At 45.5% G+C, this 16,475-nt stretch carries 12 protein-coding genes, 1 tRNA gene and 2 rRNA genes; 8 read left to right on the top strand and 7 right to left on the bottom strand.

Annotated elements, in window-relative coordinates; translation table 11 throughout:
• The first annotated feature begins 139 nt into the window (after positions 1-139).
• The 8 genes from KFE96_RS13510 to KFE96_RS13475 all read left to right on the top strand — a co-directional run bounded on the left by KFE96_RS13510 (position 140) and on the right by KFE96_RS13475 (position 6,814).
• Positions 140-2,886: ribosomal RNA gene (locus tag KFE96_RS13510) — 23S ribosomal RNA — on the top strand.
• An 88-nt stretch (positions 2,887-2,974) separates the two neighbouring features.
• A 5S ribosomal RNA gene (gene rrf, locus KFE96_RS13505) occupies positions 2,975-3,089 on the top strand.
• A gap of 173 nt (positions 3,090-3,262) precedes the next feature.
• Positions 3,263-3,339: transfer RNA gene (locus KFE96_RS13500), tRNA-Met, on the top strand.
• A gap of 803 nt (positions 3,340-4,142) precedes the next feature.
• Positions 4,143-4,775: a phage tail protein gene (locus KFE96_RS13495; RefSeq protein WP_255833088.1), complete on the top strand. Its 633-nt coding sequence runs from the start codon at positions 4,143-4,145 to the stop codon at positions 4,773-4,775.
• Positions 4,776-4,810: 35 nt separating this feature from the next.
• Positions 4,811-5,152: a hypothetical protein gene (locus tag KFE96_RS13490; RefSeq protein ID WP_255833087.1), complete on the top strand. Its 342-nt coding sequence runs from the start codon at positions 4,811-4,813 to the stop codon at positions 5,150-5,152.
• Between the two features lie 64 nt (positions 5,153-5,216).
• Complete coding sequence (locus tag KFE96_RS13485) at positions 5,217-5,852, top strand: phage tail protein (RefSeq protein WP_255833086.1); 636 nt, start codon at positions 5,217-5,219, stop codon at positions 5,850-5,852.
• Between the two features lie 20 nt (positions 5,853-5,872).
• Positions 5,873-6,223 carry a hypothetical protein gene (locus KFE96_RS13480; protein WP_255833085.1) on the top strand — a complete coding sequence of 117 codons (351 nt, stop codon included), beginning with the start codon at positions 5,873-5,875 and terminating at the stop codon, positions 6,221-6,223.
• A 30-nt stretch (positions 6,224-6,253) separates the two neighbouring features.
• The gene (locus KFE96_RS13475; RefSeq protein WP_255833084.1) at positions 6,254-6,814 is read left to right on the top strand and encodes a hypothetical protein; all 561 of its coding nucleotides are present in this window, start codon (positions 6,254-6,256) and stop codon (positions 6,812-6,814) included.
• A 28-nt stretch (positions 6,815-6,842) separates the two neighbouring features.
• On the opposite strand, the gene KFE96_RS13470 is transcribed toward KFE96_RS13475, so the two are convergent.
• The 7 genes from KFE96_RS13470 to KFE96_RS13440 form a co-directional block, all read right to left on the bottom strand.
• On the bottom strand, positions 6,843-7,370 hold the full coding sequence (locus KFE96_RS13470) for a hypothetical protein (protein ID WP_255833083.1): 528 nt from the start codon (positions 7,368-7,370) through the stop codon (positions 6,843-6,845).
• A gap of 285 nt (positions 7,371-7,655) precedes the next feature.
• Positions 7,656-10,943: a S41 family peptidase gene (locus KFE96_RS13465; protein ID WP_255833082.1), complete on the bottom strand. Its 3,288-nt coding sequence runs from the start codon at positions 10,941-10,943 to the stop codon at positions 7,656-7,658.
• Between the two features lie 362 nt (positions 10,944-11,305).
• Complete coding sequence (locus KFE96_RS13460; protein WP_255833081.1) at positions 11,306-12,199, bottom strand: hypothetical protein; 894 nt, start codon at positions 12,197-12,199, stop codon at positions 11,306-11,308.
• Between the two features lie 10 nt (positions 12,200-12,209).
• The gene (locus KFE96_RS13455) at positions 12,210-13,403 is read right to left on the bottom strand and encodes a serine hydrolase (RefSeq protein WP_255833080.1); all 1,194 of its coding nucleotides are present in this window, start codon (positions 13,401-13,403) and stop codon (positions 12,210-12,212) included.
• Between the two features lie 77 nt (positions 13,404-13,480).
• Positions 13,481-14,350 carry a hypothetical protein gene (locus KFE96_RS13450; RefSeq protein ID WP_255833079.1) on the bottom strand — a complete coding sequence of 290 codons (870 nt, stop codon included), beginning with the start codon at positions 14,348-14,350 and terminating at the stop codon, positions 13,481-13,483.
• Positions 14,351-14,374: 24 nt separating this feature from the next.
• The gene (locus KFE96_RS13445; RefSeq protein ID WP_255833078.1) at positions 14,375-15,223 is read right to left on the bottom strand and encodes an alpha/beta hydrolase; all 849 of its coding nucleotides are present in this window, start codon (positions 15,221-15,223) and stop codon (positions 14,375-14,377) included.
• A 212-nt stretch (positions 15,224-15,435) separates the two neighbouring features.
• Positions 15,436-16,392, bottom strand: a complete 957-nt coding sequence (locus KFE96_RS13440; protein WP_255833077.1) for a DUF6624 domain-containing protein — start codon at positions 16,390-16,392, stop codon at positions 15,436-15,438.
• Positions 16,393-16,475 lie beyond the last annotated feature (83 nt).

Here is a 16,475-nt window from a genome sequence, read left to right as displayed (position 1 = left end):
TTGAAATCCCCTAGTATTTTATAATAGCTTGCCGGCCGTTATAGGTGAACGGAGTGGACATTGATCTGCGCTTTTGCTTTTGCAGGAGCAGCCGTGATTGATCTTAAAAGAGAGTTTTGCTCTCTGGATATGGAGGAGCTCTCAAGTGAATTAAGGGCATTTGGTGAATGCCTTGGCGTATAGAGGCGATGAAGGACGTGACAGGCTGCGAAAAGCCGTGGGGAACTGCCAGTAAGTTTTGATCCACGGATGTCCGAATGGGGAAACCCACCCTTTTTTGGGTATCATATAGTGAATACATAGCTATATGAGGCGAACCCGGCGAACTGAAACATCTAAGTAGCCGGAGGAAAAGACATCAACAGAGATTCTCCTAGTAGCGGCGAGCGAACGGGGACCAGGCCAGTGTTATCTTTTGAGGTACCAGAACAAGTTGGGAAACTTGACCAGAGTAGGTGATAGTCCTGTATGGGAAGCCGAAGAAGATAGCCTTGAGTAGGGCGGAACACGTGAAATTCTGTCTGAACATGGGAGGACCACCTTCCAAGCCTAAATACTACTATACGACCGATAGTGAACCAGTACCGTGAGGGAAAGGTGAAAAGTACCCCGATAAGGGGAGTGAAATAGTACCTGAAACCGAATGCCTACAAGCAGTCGGAGCACCCATGTGGTGTGACGGCGTACCTTTTGTATAATGGGTCAGTGAGTTAGTGTATTTAGCAAGCTTAAGCCGTTAGGTGTAGGCGTAGCGAAAGCGAGTCTGAATAGGGCGACCGAGTTAAATGCATTAGACCCGAAACCCGGCGATCTAGTTATGAGCAGGTTGAAGGTGCAGTAACATGCACTGGAGGACCGAACCCACGTCTGTTGAAAAAGACGGGGATGACTTGTGACTAGGGGTGAAAGGCCAATCAAGCCGGGAGATAGCTGGTTCTCCGCGAAAACTATTTAGGTAGTGCCTCGGATGAATACCAACGGGGGTAGAGCACTGGATGGATGCGGGGGGCGCGAGCCTTACCAATTCTAACCAAACTCCGAATACCGTTGAGTACTATCCGGGAGACAGACTGCGGGTGCTAAGGTCCGTAGTCGAGAGGGAAACAGCCCTGACCACCAGCTAAGGTCCCTAAATTATGTCTAAGTGGGAAAGCATGTGAGACGGCCAAAACAACCAGGATGTTGGCTTAGAAGCAGCCATCATTTAAAGAAAGCGTAACAGCTCACTGGTCTAAATAAGCTGTCTTGCGGCGAAGATGTACCGGGGCTAAAGACATATACCGAAGCTGTGGATTTGATCTTATGATCAAGTGGTAGCGGAGCGTTCTGTAAGTCTGCGAAGGTGTGGCGTGAGCCATGCTGGAGATATCAGAAGTGAGAATGCTGACATGAGTAGCGATAAAGAGTGTGAGAGACACTCTCGCCGAAATCCCAAGGGTTCCTGCGCAAGGCTAATCCGCGCAGGGTGAGTCGGCCCCTAAGGCGAGGCTGAAAAGCGTAGTCGATGGGAAACAGGTTAATATTCCTGTACCTGATGGAATGTGACGGATGACGTAAGTTGTAGATCCTTATTGGATTGGATTTGCCGCGAAGTTGTCCCAGGAAATAGCACCATCATATAGACCGTACCCGAAACCGACACAGGTGGGATGGTAGAGCATACCAAGGCGCTTGAGAGAACTGTGCTGAAGGAACTCGGCAAATTGCCTCCGTAACTTCGGGAGAAGGAGGCCCACCATTAAGGCAACTTTTTGGTGGGGGCACAAAAGAGGGGGTGGCGACTGTTTACTAAAAACACAGGGCTCTGCGAAGTCGCAAGACGACGTATAGGGTCTGACGCCTGCCCGGTGCCGGAAGGTTAAGAGGAGTAGTGAGAGCTGCGAATTGAAGCCCCGGTAAACGGCGGCCGTAACTATAACGGTCCTAAGGTAGCGAAATTCCTTGTCGGGTAAGTTCCGACCTGCACGAATGGCGTAACGACTTCCCCACTGTCTCCAGCACAGACTCAGCGAAATTGAATTCTCCGTGAAGATGCGGAGTACCCGCGGTTAGACGGAAAGACCCCGTGCACCTTTACTACAGCTTCAGTGTGGTATTAGGGATAACATGTGTAGCATAGGTGGGAGGCTTTGAAGCAGGGACGCCAGTTCTTGTGGAGCCACCCTTGAAATACCACCCTTGTTGTCTCTGATATCTAACTACGATCCATGAACCTGGATCTAGGACCCACTGTGGCGGGTAGTTTGACTGGGGCGGTCGCCTCCCAAATGGTAACGGAGGCGCGCGAAGGTAGGCTCAGATCGGTTGGAAATCGATCGTTGAGTGCAATGGCATAAGCCTGCCTGACTGTGAGACTGACAGGTCGAACAGATACGAAAGTAGGTCATAGTGATCCGGTGGTTCTGTGTGGAAGGGCCATCGCTCAACGGATAAAAGGTACGCCGGGGATAACAGGCTGATACTGCCCAAGAGCTCATATCGACGGCAGTGTTTGGCACCTCGATGTCGGCTCATCTCATCCTGGGGCTGGAGCAGGTCCCAAGGGTTTGGCTGTTCGCCAATTAAAGAGGTACGTGAGCTGGGTTTAGAACGTCGTGAGACAGTTCGGTCCCTATCTGCCGTGGGCGCAAGAGACTTGAGAAGAGCTGCCCCTAGTACGAGAGGACCGGGGTGGACGAACCTCTGGTGGACCTGTTGTAGCGCCAGCTGCATTGCAGGGTAGCTATGTTCGGACGGGATAACCGCTGAAAGCATCTAAGCGGGAAGCCCCCTTCAAGATAAGGTCTCTCTGAGAGCCGTGGAAGACCACCACGTTGATAGGTCAGGTGTGGAAGCGCAGTAATGTGTGAAGCTAACTGATACTAATTGCTCGATAGGCTTCAGAGCCTCTCCATAGACAGAGAACAAAACTTTTAAATACAATTGATCATTCTCAAGCATGCATAAAACGCAAAAATCTTTACTCTTTCGTTGATCTGGTGGTTATAGCAAGCCTGTCCCACCCGATCCCATCTCGAACTCGGAAGTGAAAGGGCTTCGCGCCGATGGTACTTCGGCTTAAGCCGCGGAAGAGTAGGTCGCCGCCAGATCTACTAAAGAGTAAAGACATAAACATCTTCATCAATATCAAAAAACAGCAAACCGGCCATGTGCCGGTTTTGTTGTATTAAGTGGTTCAGCTGAAAATAACAGCCTTGAGCCGCGTCACATCGGAGAATGACATCGCTAAGCGATACTTCGGACGGGTGACAAACATAATTGACGCGGGATGGAGCAGCCCGGTAGCTCGTCAGGCTCATAACCTGAAGGTCGTAGGTTCAAATCCTACTCCCGCAACCAAATTAAAGGGTCGTCCACCATCTAGTGGGCGGCCCTTTAACTTTGTTGACCGGATTTAGGCTGCGATACCTTGCAAGATACGCCCAAAGCGTAGATTGCAGGTTCATATGGAGCAAGTCGAAGACGCAGCGGAATGACGAGGAAGGACATAGTCCTGACGAGACTAATCCTAATCCCAAAACCATTAAAAGAGGTCAGTACCCAGAGGGTGCTGGCCTTTTTTAATTGGTACGTGGAGTATGGTGTTTTAACTCTACTGGTTCGGGCGGAAACCTGCTGTATTACAACAGGTTGGAGACAACGCGAGGAGCGAAGCCCGCAAGCGGTAAATCCTACTACCAAAACCATCTTAACTTGCTCAGAAAAGTTCACAGACCCTTCGAACGATAGTTTGGAGGGTTTTGTTGTTTTAGAATACATGCCTGCGGTGCTAGGGAGGGGCATGATACCTCTAAGTTTAATAACAACTATAAAGTTATGATTATAAAATTAAAAATAGCATAATTTAAATAATAAAACTGGTAATCCATAGCGAAATATATTCGTAGCTATAACTATCAAGCGTGAAATTTCGCTTTAATAACTGCGCACAGTTTTGTCTGTGTTTCTGTGCTTTAAATCATAGAAAACTACCTAATTACACATAAAGGTTGTTTAAAAAAAATCTATAAATGGTAATGAGGAATTTGAAGAAATAACCATAGTTCACTACACAATGCTTTACACGGTCATTAAAACAAGTCACTGTATACAAGTTTAAATATTATTAATTATATTTAAAATAGATATTTGAGGAGTTTTATATGGATGGCTATCTTGGTGTTATCAAAGCACTTGGGTTTCAATTCACGCCTCGAAATTGGGGGTATTGTGTAGGGGCTCTGCTGGAGATTGATCAATATTCTGCTTTGTATTCTCTGTTAGGGGATCGGTTCGGCGGAGATGCTCGCGTTACTTTTGGTGTCCCGGATTTACGCGGTAGATCTGGTATAGGTCAATTTCAGGGTCCAGGATTATTCCCCTGGGTTATGGGGCAATTTTATGGTTTTGAAAATACACGTTTATTCTTAAGTGAATTGCCGGTGCACCAACATGGGCATACCTATACAGGCACAGGAACAGAGGGGGATGGCGCGAAGATACGTGTCGCGAAAACACACGGCACTCAACAAATTCCCGATACTGGCAGTTATATTGCTATGCCAAGTAATAATTTTGGCTCAGCTCCAGAAGGCAATCTTTATGTGACAGCACCTGAGGCTACCGCTGCCGGTACCGTTAAGATAGGCGGTGTAACAGATATAGGTGGCGGGTTTGAGGGTGCAAGTTTTGCAGTGAACGAGACAGGAGGGCAATCTTTAACGCCGATTATGCAACCTTGTCAGGTAGTGAATTATTGCATCTGTATTGATGGGCTTTATCCAAGCCGAAGTTAGATCTCAACTTTAAGAAACCTGTGAAAGGAAAGATCATGCTAGGTAAAGTTAGCAAAGATGACTTTCAGGAAATTATTGGTACTGAAACTGTTGTTACTGTTTTGGATGGTCCCGACCTTGCGTTAACGCTCGAGCATATTATTGAGCATACAAAGCCAGAAGTGGCTCTCCCGGAAGGGTGCCGAGCCGAGCCCTTTACTTTAATTTTAAAAGGGCCTGTTGATCATCAAGTGCCTGATGGCGTTTACGACATCACTTTTGACAGAATAGGCCTGATTGAAAGTACCTATTTAGATAACAAATTTGGAGAAGCTGGCACGCCAAGTGCGAACAGTGAAAAACCGGAACACGTTTTCTATGAAATCATATTTTCGTAACCTTAGGAGCCGCCGCACATTGTTATGTGGTCATGAGCAATTTTAATATCGCGGGGAATATAAAATGGAAGAAACTTTTATTGGAGTCATCGAAGCTCTCGGGTTTCAATTTGCACCGAGAAATTGGGCTTACTGCTCAGGGCAGACCGTAGCAATTAGCCAACAAAGTACATTATTTTCTTTGATCGGTACATTTTACGGTGGTGATGGTCGCACGACATTTATGTATCCTGATTTACGTGGACGTACACCAATTGGACAGTTTCAAGGGATTGGTTTGACGAACCGAGTTATCGGCCAAAAGGTTGGGGGAGAAACTATAACTTTAACTATTTCGCAAATGCCAACGCACAGCCACGCGCACACTTACACAGGGGCAGGCAGTGGTGCGACAACATCTGTGGAAGTTGCTACGACGCACGGTACTCAACAAACACCTTCTGATGGTGATTATATTGCTATGCCAAGTAATAATTTTGGTTCTGCACCTGAAGGAAACCTGTATGTAACTCCGCCCGAAGCTTTAACTGTTGGCACAGTTGAAATTGGTGGTGTTGCTAGTGAGGGCGGTAGTGGCTTTGATAATACTAAACTGAGTATATTGGATAATGGTGGCGGCCAACCGTTTGAAATTATGCAGCCTACCCTTGTGATCAATTATTGTATTTGTGTGACTGGGATTTATCCTTCTCGTAGTTAATGCAAAATAGGGATTTGAATATGCTTAACCGTGAAACGAAGCATGTTGATATTGCTACATTGTCGGCAAACGTGTTTTCCTCGCACATAGGCAAGGTGTTTGAGCTCCAATTGGAGGAGCTTGCTCTCCCCGTCACTTTAATGGAGTGTAAGGAAAACCCTGATGGCGCCGGGCCAGATAGTGTTCGAACACCTTTTAATCTCGTGTTTCAAGCTGACGAGGCGGATAATCATCCTCTTCTTCAAGCCAAGGAATTTAAGGCGAATATTTGTGGCCTTATGGATGGTATAGTTGGAAATGTATGGATTAACCGTACGCTTCGGCCTGTAAAAATGCCTAAAGGTGCCTATTTTCAGGTGGTTTTCTCTTGAGTTGTATTTAAGTAATTTGGGGATATTTTCATGATTCAAGGATCAGTACCATTGCCTCACGGCATGAACGCGCGCCCTGCAGGGCGCGCTGATAAAGATTTTCTCGCAAAAATGTATAGAGATAACCGTGACGACCTACGCATGATTGATGCAGACAAGGATTATATTGAAAATGTCATTGAAATGCAGCTGGATGCGCAGATTAATGGATATGGTAACCAGTTCCCGGATGCTGTTTATTTGATTTTGGAAAAAAATGGTTCGCGCATTGGTCGAATAACACTTGATATCGGTAAGGTCGAAATGCGTTTGGTCGACTTGGACTTTATCAAGAAAGCGAAAAATAAGGGGTTTGGTTCCAGTATTTTGCTGTGGCTCATGAAAGCGGCTGCGCAAACCAAACGCCCCCTACTGGTACCTGCTCGCAGAGATGATCCTCTGATGCTTAAATTTCTGCACAAATATGGTTTTTTGGAAGACGAAACTATGTCTGATGATGTTTATGCCCGCATGAGCTGGTTTCCAACAGCGGATGAAATGGTCGGTATAGCTGATATTAAACCAAGAAGTGCAGTTATCGGCGCTGTTTAGCTTGGCTGAGTGTGATTAGGCCTCACTTTTAATCAGGTTGTTCTTGCCAAAACTTAGTTGGATCATCCATTGGACGAAGCCATTGCTGCATGCAGGGAAAGTCATTTGGGTTCATAATATCGGGGTTCTTCAGATCAGGCATGTGAGTCATGTTAAACCACTGAAGGAGGGGTACGCCATTTGTGCCGCCCTCTTTGTAATGGGCACAAAGCCAGCTAGCACTACCTTTATACCCATTTTCGTGAAATACTTCCTCGGGAGGTAATCCACATGCAAGCGCAGCAGCATATGACCAAGCGTGACTTGCTATTTCCTCGCCCATATCTTCTCCAGCGTCTGCGAATGTCTCAAGGCGAGTAGAGGGAGCCATACAGGCAATATGCCCTGCCTCATGTAATAGATCACCCACGTAACACAAACGCTCTGTATCCACAGCAAGGCTACCGTGCTGTATTTGAATGCCAGGTAAAAAAGTATCTTCAGGTAATTCTGTATAAACAACAGGAATACCTATGTTTTCAAGAAACACAGTTATCTTTTCGAGGTGTTCGATCATAATACTTTCTTTATATACAGTAGTAACTATTGGCGATCATTATAATACCTATAAGTGTGTTTTGTGCTAACTTTTTTAATTTATCGGAAGGAATCCAAAATATTAGAGGAGTACTCTTTTAGATTGAAGGGGATATGAAATAGCAAGAGTGCGCCAGCACAATAGGTGCTGAGACACCTTTCTTCTCTATATCATTATGTATACCGTACCTGCTGAGGGAATTCTTAGTATGAAGTCGGCATAAGCAGGGCCATTTTTAGCCCTGCTTAAGTGAAAGTTTCCTGTTTACTTACCAAAGTAATTTGGGAATTGAGGTGTTTTAGGCTCTTTGACTGGATTTTTCTTAAGCTCGTTGAGGAGATACTCAACAGTAGCCTCAAGTTGTGGGTCTCTACCTTTACGCCATAGAGCAGGATCCCATTCAACTTCTACATCAGGGCCAGTTCCATAGTTTTCTATTTCCCATTCGCCCTCGTTACCGAAGATTGCAAAGTCCGGTGCTCTAACGGTACCACCATCCATCAACGGAGGAAGGCTTTGTGCAGCGACAAGCCCGCCCCAGGTACGTTTGCCAAATAGCTTACCTGCACCACTCTTCTTAAAGAACCACGGCATGGCATCTCCACCTGAACCAGCCATCTCATTGATGATCATGGCCTTCGGGCCGTATATAGCGCCAGCAGGCACTGGAACATTGATATCACCATGACGGTAGAACATGTTTGCAAGTCGTTCTTTTTTGAACACTTGGGTTACATAATCAGCGAGCAAGCCACCACCATTGAAACGTTCATCCAGAACCGCACCTTTTTTATCAGTTTGCGCATAAAAATAGCGGTTAAAGCTTCTAAAGCCCGGTCCTGCGGTGTTTGGCATATAAATATAAGCAAGCTTGCCGCCGCTCAGTTCGCCAACTTTCCGGCGGTTGCCTTCCACCCAATCAATGTTTCTGATGCCTCTTTCATTGTTAATTGGTTTAACAGTGATTTCACGTGCATCAGTACCATCAGGATTCGGGCTGATTTTAACGCGGGTTTGCTTGCCACTTGTTGCTTCAAACGCATGGAAGATGTTTTGTTCAGCGGTTAGGTCGCGGCCATTAACTGCCAGAATATAATCACCCACTTTTATATTGAGGCCCGGTTCATTTAGCGGCGCTACTAAACGAGGTGACCAGTTTTCACCGTTATAAATTTTGGTGATACGGTATCTGCCATTTTCAATTTCATAGTCGGCACCAAGAAGTCCGCCAGCGACACGGGCTGCTCGAACCTGATCACCACCACCAATAAACATATGGCCGATGGTAAGTTGGCCAAGCATCTCTGTGAATAGATAGCTTAAATCACTTCTATGGCGCACATTATCCAAATACGGTTTGTAAGTTGAAACAGCCCAGTCCAGATCTAGGCCATGCAGGTTTTTATCATAGAAGAAGTCTCTTTCACCGCGCCAAACTTCATGGAACATTTGTTTCCATTCAACTTCTGGCTCCACAAACACTTCCATTTGCGATGTTTTGATAGGTTTCCCTGGTTTTGCAAGAGCGGCTGTTGCGACAATACTCCAATTTGATCTACCTCGGCGAACAAGTGCCTTTTTACCGTTGCTTGATACATCAAACGATGTAAGGCCATCTGTAACCTTGCTGAACTTTTTGCTTTTTCCATCAAATTTATAGAGAGAAAGTGTAGCTGGGCCAGCTCTGCCTGTATTGGATTCAAGCGCAAATAATTCACCTTTTGCACCAGCCACTAAGCCAATCCATGTTGTATCAGCTGCGGGCAGGGCAATAATGCGGTTTTGAATGTCTTCCAGATCAATTTTTAAAGCCTTTTTGGGCTTTTCTTTTGGTTTGTCAGCCTCTTTTTCATCGCCCTTATCTGCAGGTTTTTCAGCCTTTGGCTTTTCTTCTTTCTTTACGGCTGGCTCATCATCACTTTCGGCAGCCAATGGTGATTTAGTATCTTTTGATAGCACTGCCGCGTAAACTGACCGTGTTGTTTGGCGACCAAGGCCAGACATATCAGCAAAGCTGATTGTTTCACCAATATTGGTGCTGGCTGTGAAGTAAAGATACTTACCGTTTTTATCAAACGTTGGGTGGCGTGCATCCGACATGCCGTCAGTAATCTGGTGTATTTCCCCACTATCAAGCGAATAGACAAAAACCGCCCGTAGAAGGTTCGGCAATTGTTTGGAATATGTGATCCAGTCGCTTTCCGGTGCCCAGCTAGGCGCCATTGTATCAAAGCTGGAGATAATATTTTTATCTACTTTCACAGCCTCAGGTACATCTGCAGATATATCGATATACCAAAGGATATTCCCGTGATCAGTCAATGTTATTTTTTTACTGTCAGGTGACCAGATAGGCGAGCGGTAGAACATAGGCGGCAGCTTGATGATGCGCTCGTCTTTCTCACCTTTTTGATCACGAATATGAAGGGCATATTCACCTGTTGCTTCAGATAAGTAAGCAATTGATTGCCCATCAGGAGACCAAGCGGGATCGCGTTCCATTGCACCTGTGGTACGGGTTATGTTCCGTACGTCGCCTTTTTTCTCAGGCACCGTTAGTATTTCACCGCGTGCTTCAAAAACAGCCCGTTTACCTGACGGTGAAATATGGGCGTTTGCTATGCGATTACTAACATTCGTATATCGTGGGCGCACTGCGGTAACATCAGCGTTTAGTGTGATATCAACCTTGCTTGCTTTGCCTGTTTTGGTATCGAACAAATGGATGGTGCCAAACTGTTCAAAAGCAATGATGCCATCAGGACCAGCGCTGGCAGATTTGATATCCATCCCCTTTTGGGTAAGGGCCTGTTTAACAGATTTACGCTTTGTATCGTAAACAAACAGCCGGAAATCACCCAGTTTGCTATCTCGGTCAGAGATGAAATATACCTTGTCGCCTACCCACATAGGGTTTTTGTCAACGCTTGCTTCACTTGGTACTTTTTCGGTGGAAGAGTCTGCTAATTTAGCAATCCAGATTTTATCTTGCTGGCCGCCGCGATAGCGTTTCCATGCTTGTTGCCACTGGCTGAGTGGTTCATAAGCGAGATAGTCTGAATTTGGTGAGAAAGAGCCTTTTTCTGCACTTGGTAGTGGTAGCTGTGCCGGTAACTCGACATTCTCTGCTGATACAGTGAACAACCTAACAAAATTGGCGTAGCTATTTCTGCCTGAGCTGAAAAGCACATCTTTGCCGTCCCGTGACCAGCCACGAATAACATCGGCACCAGGGTGATATGTTAACCGTTTCGGTGTGCCACCATTAGTATCAATCACATATACATCGGTGTTGCCGTCGTATTCGCCTGTAAAGGCTACTTTGGAACCATCAGGAGAGAAAAACGGTGTGCTTTCAATGCCAACACCAGTTGTGAGCCGTTCTGCTTCACCGCCTGCACGGTTAACACGCCACAAATCACCAGCATAGGAAAACACGATATGGTCTTTGCTAACCGTTGGTTCTCTATAGAGCGTATGGCTATCTGCCAATGCGCTTGTGCTGATGGCAGTTACCGTTAACAGACCCATTAAGGCCTTTTTATAATTCATGCGTCTCACCCCGTTTTTTTCTTTGTTTGAAATATTCTAGATAAACCATAGAAGTTGGTGCGCTAAAGGCAAACTATCTGTCGGCATTGCATGATTAAATTTACAGAAAGTGATCTGTGCGGGCTTCATGTACCCTACAGTTCAGATGAGGGTGTTTTCTATCTAAAGAACACCAAGTTGAAGACAAGCCATACCAAAAGTAGAAATACGACATAGTGCATTAAAAGAGTTATCAATGATTTAAGTAGGGTAATGATTGCACATAGCTGAAAAGCTATAAAGATACAGTGTAACACATATTTTGAAAGAAGCACTGACCCCCATTAAGGGAGCCAGTTTTTAGCTTATACTTAGAATGGGCATTATTCCATGGGTTTTAGATCTTTGATGAATGAAGCATCAATCCAATATAGATCTGATTGACGTTCACCACTGCCATCTGTGCGTAATACCATTCGGTTAAAGAAGAGGTATTTTCCATCTGGTGTGATGCGCGGACCACCTTCTTCGGCTTCTGTGTTTACCGTATCTCCCAGATTAATAGCTTCTCCCCATGAGCCGTCCTTTTCACGGAAACTTATATAAAGATCGCTGCTTCCGAAGCCGCTTTCCCTTTCGCCGTCCCACATTATATAGCTCTCGTCAGGTGCAATGAATGGGTGTGCGTTCCATGTACCGGTGTTGATTGTTTTAGGTAGAGGCTTTGGATCTTCCCATTTTCCGTCTGCGCGCTTTGAGTAGCGAAGTATGCCATCGCCTTTACTACTGCCTCTTTCATCAAGAACTAAGGTTCCCTTTCGGGAGGCTGTTAAACCCATGATTTGAATTTCTTCAAAAGCTGGGCCCAGGCTTTTCATTTCTGACCAACCATTTTCTGTGCACTCCTGATATTTGGCATCGTAATGTAATGTTTTGCCATCTGGAGAGTGGAAAGGTCTCTGCACATCTTGCGGCACGACTACCATTTTCCAACCATTGCCTACGCGTTTAAATGTAACATTTACTGGCTCAGGTGCTTCATTGGTGTGTCGCCAGCGGCCGACATAAAACTCATTCATATCAGGTGAGAAACTACCAGCATCTCCCCAGTTTTCCGTATTAACAATACCGGGTGCAAAGGGTTTAGCTGTGGAGCCTGGTGGTGTTTGCCCGAGATATGGGCCCGCCAGTTTGGATACTTCATCTCCCGCACTTGCGCTGTTTGTGATCGCCGCTGTTGAAGCTATGAGGAGAGCTGCTGTGAACAATAATTTCATGATCTCTTCCTTATTTAATAAATGCGGGAACAACGATATTTTCTATCTGAGCCATGATTTGATCTTCTCTATCATGGCCTGTGATCACGATGGTGAGATCAAGCTCATCAATTACGATGATACGCTGTCCGCCGCCGCCCCAGGCGAAGGTGGCGTTGTAATTTTTACCTTCAACGGTAAGAGGGGTTTGATAGAAAAAGTATCCATAGCGATAGGTGTCTGGTATCCAGTCTTCGGTTGGTTTCACAAGGCCACTCGTTGCTTTCTCTAAATACCGTGCTGAAATAAACTGTTCTTGGTTCAATTTTCCATCGTTAAGCATAACGCTGCCGAATTTTAACATGTCCCGTGATGCCATGCTTACGCGCCAGCCTGCTTCAGGCAGGCCACTGATGTGATCCTTCCATTGGTAGTTCTTAATGCCTAATTTATCGAGAACTTCGGTTTTAATGAATTCTTGCGCTGAACCCGGCACAACTGCATCAATGACCGACATCACCAATATCGGATTGAAATTACCGTAGTTATAAACCTGAGTGTCTTCTGTAATTGGGGCACTTTGTTCTAAAAGGGACTGCACGAGACCTTGGCCTTGAAGACACTCAGGGGTTTTCTCTGTTTCAGCCCATTCTTCACGATTTATACTCAGTCCCCCATGCATGGTGAGCGCTTTATGAAGTGTAATTTTTTCAGCACCTTCCGTTAGCTTTGTACGGTCCACATTCTTTAGGAAACTGATGAGAGGCTTGTCTAAATCTGCCATAGTCAGATACCCGAGTTGCATAGCGCGCCCGAGGATCAGGCTGGTGTATCCTTTAGTGGCTGATGCCTGGCCGTGAGTAAGATTTATCCGGCCGCGGCGAAAGTAGCTTTCAAAAACCAGCTTGTCTTTATGGGTGATAAGCAAACTGTCGTAGTTGCCGTATGTGCTTTCGCCCAGCTCTTTGGCAAACTGTATCAGAGCAGCTTTCTTTTCAGCATCAATGGTTAATTTTCCAACGGGGAACCCGTCGTCCCTCAGGGCAGGAGATGTGTTTATGAAGGCTTTTTCAAGGAGAGGTATATCTCTGAATGAGAGATTGGCTTCAGCCGGGCTAGCCTCTGCTGAGTTTCTGTTTTGGTCGTCAGCTACTACTGCAAAGCTACTGAAGCTGCTTAATAGAGCGACAGCCAATATGCGTTTAACGTGTGAATTGATGGTCATTTAACTATCCTGCTTTTGAAAGTTTATGATAAGGCCTGATGAGCTTTGAAGGCGCTCGTTATGTTCTCGTAACAATTCTATTTTTTCGGCCTTAGTTTTTCGATTACCTTGGCATCAACCCAGAAAGTATCTGTGTTATCAGGGCCCACATTGCGATTGAAAAACAGGTATTTCCCATCGGGCGTTACCTGGGCGGCGAACTCAGAAGAACCTGTATTAATTTCCTTGCCAAATTTGATTGCTTCACCCCAAGATCCGTCTTCTTGCTTGAAGCTGATGAACAGATTAGCGTTGCGTTCGGCATTATCTCTCTGTCCGTCCCAGATAACATAGCTTTCATCAGGCGCAATGAATGGGTGTGCATTCCACTGACCCGTATTGATTTCCTTCGGGAAGGGAATTGGTGCCTCACGCTTGCCGTCGATAATCCGTGAATAACGAAGCATGCCATCGCCTTCTCTCGTGGCTTCATCTATTGCAATAGTGCCTGCCTCGGAGGCGGTAACTCGCATAATGCGGATGTCTTCGAAATCAGGGCCTAAGCGTTTGGCGTCAGACCAACCATCTCCTGCGCGCTCCTTGTAGCTCCGCCCGAAAAACATGGTGTTGCCATCAGTAGATAGGGTAGGCGTACCGCTTCTTGGCGATATAACGCGTTCATGCCATACATTGTTTTTCTGTTCGTAAACAACAAACTCTTGCTTGGGGTCTGTGTCAGCATCCACTTCACGTACCCAATATAGCTCTTTCATGTTTGGCGCGAATACAACGCCGTATTCCCAGCCTTCCGTGGAAATAATACCCGGTGCAAAAGTTGTTGGTGTTAGACCGGGCGGTGTCTGCCCAAGATAGGGGCCTTCAAGGATAGGCTTGTTTTCATCAGGATTACCTGCGTTCACCGCGAAGGACATGAGTAGCAGTGCCGTAGAGGCTGATAGATATTTCATCTGATTTTCTCTTTATTCAGGAAGCTATTTGTTCGTGAGCTCTGACAGCCATTTTATGCTGCGCGTAAAAGTTTCCGGTACAGCGGTACCGTGGTTTGAAGCTTTGATGATTTCAAGGCCAGTGAGGCGTATGCCGTTATTGCCATTGCGATTTAAAACCGACACCAGTTCTTTGGTAGTGGATATACTGTCTGCCTCTTCCAGTTCGCCAATGGAAACAAATACATTTGCGTCTATTTTCGCTTTCTCTGAAACCTTTTGAGTGGCTATCTCGTCAATGATCTTCAAGCTACGCTGTCCAAGGGCTGGGCTGCCGAGAATATAGTGGTTGAAGGTATCAGGTGCCGCAAAAAGCATATAAGCGCCAAATGCCCCGCCCAGAGAATATCCCAGATAAGCTCTTTGTCCTTCAGCCGTCCGGTATGTACCTTCCACATAAGGGATGACATTTTGACGTATGAAGGCGAGGTGCGTTTCGCCTTGGCCATATTTGTTTTTGGCCTGTCGTTCTGGGTCGCTAGATGGATAAAGGGTGTAATCTCTGAACCTGCTTTGGTGGGCTACAGTATCAGCAGTATTTTGCTGCCAAGAAATACCAACCAAAATTACATCAGGCATCAGGTATTCGGTGGTGCCAGAAAGTAAGTCCATATGCCAAACGGCATCTGTTGTGTAGATTACCGGGTATTGTTTATCGCGGGTTTCCCCATAGTTTTCTGGTAGTTTAATATAGAGTTCATACTGTTTTTGGGAATTGCCAGCAGCTATGGGAACAACTTGTGTTCTGGGCATTGCGTAAGGCGTGGTTTCGTCTGCCCCTGCATACGTGAATGGTGGCAAAAACAGTAAAGCTGCTATCGCGATCTTTTTCATTATAATCCCCCTGATATAGAACAATAAGCTCGCTGTCAGAGGGATCTCGGCGGATCGGGCATGATTGTACAAGTGAAGTGCGGTAAACCGTTCGTCTGAATAGATGAGATGTTAAGTTATAACAAAACCATGAAAGCTGATAAGTGATTTCTGATGTTAAAGAACAGTGATTATGTTGTGAGGGCCTGAATATGTACAGAAGAGCAGGCAGTTTACTGGCAACGTTGCAAACTCAATCGCTGAAGTTGTTCGGCTAGTGGCTCTAGACCTACCTGCTGTCGGAGTTGTGCAAGTTTTTCTGGGGCCTCGACTGGTAAAATGGAGAGGGTACCATCTTTATTACAGCTGTTCTTTGGCTGCGTACCATATCTTTGTTTTTTACCCGTATTAACTGCAACACGGTCCCAAAGGTTAGCGAAAGCGGTGCCATTTACAGTCCCATTTTTTACATAAGGCTCCATACGCTTCAGAGCTCTCTTTTGAAACTCAGGCTCTGCATCTGCATGTTGAATAAGGGTTAAGGCTCGATTTGATGTTTGTGCACCGAACTGAGCTGAGGTTATCCAATGATAGGTTTCGAGCAAACTTTTAATTAAGGAACGATGTTGGCCATCCAATTTAACTGCATTGGCTTTAGCTTTTTCAAAGGCCCAATCTTCAGTGGTACCTTTCCCTTTTGGATTTAATAACTGAATATATGCTGTGCGAGAACTTTGGTCTTCCAGCCAAGCAACATGAATTGCTTTTTGTATGTTTCCAATTTGGCCGTCGGAGAAGGTTTCTTCTGAGTTTTGGTTTAAAAGGTTCTCCATTGCTTGAGAAAAGGTGGATTGAAATAGCTTGTCTCCGTTTTGTAGTGTTTCCTCACATGCCTTAAATGATGTTTGAAATTGGGCAACCCTTGATGCGGCAGAAACTAAAATGGCGACAACCCGTTGATCAACGTACTGACGAGTGTTGCTCGCGGAATATTTCATGAGTAGTTGCTTTAGTTTATTGTTTTCCCAAGCTGTTTTAGGAGTTGCACAATAATGATAGCTAAGTGCTTCCTTAGGTTTATTAAATAACGATAAGATTTCTGGCGTCTCATTGGCTTTAACTGAGATACTTGAAAATATGATTAGCCCAATTGCACATATGAATTTGTTTAATGCTGAACCATTATTCATAAGGAAAGAGTCCTACCCAAATAGCTGTTAATGGTGTTTGCGAGAGAAATATTGTGATTTATTGGCAAGTCAAACCGATAAGG

Source organism: Kordiimonas sp. SCSIO 12603, from assembly GCF_024398035.1.
GTDB lineage: Bacteria > Pseudomonadota > Alphaproteobacteria > Sphingomonadales > Kordiimonadaceae > Kordiimonas.
This window is presented reverse-complemented; position numbering and strand designations above follow the sequence as displayed.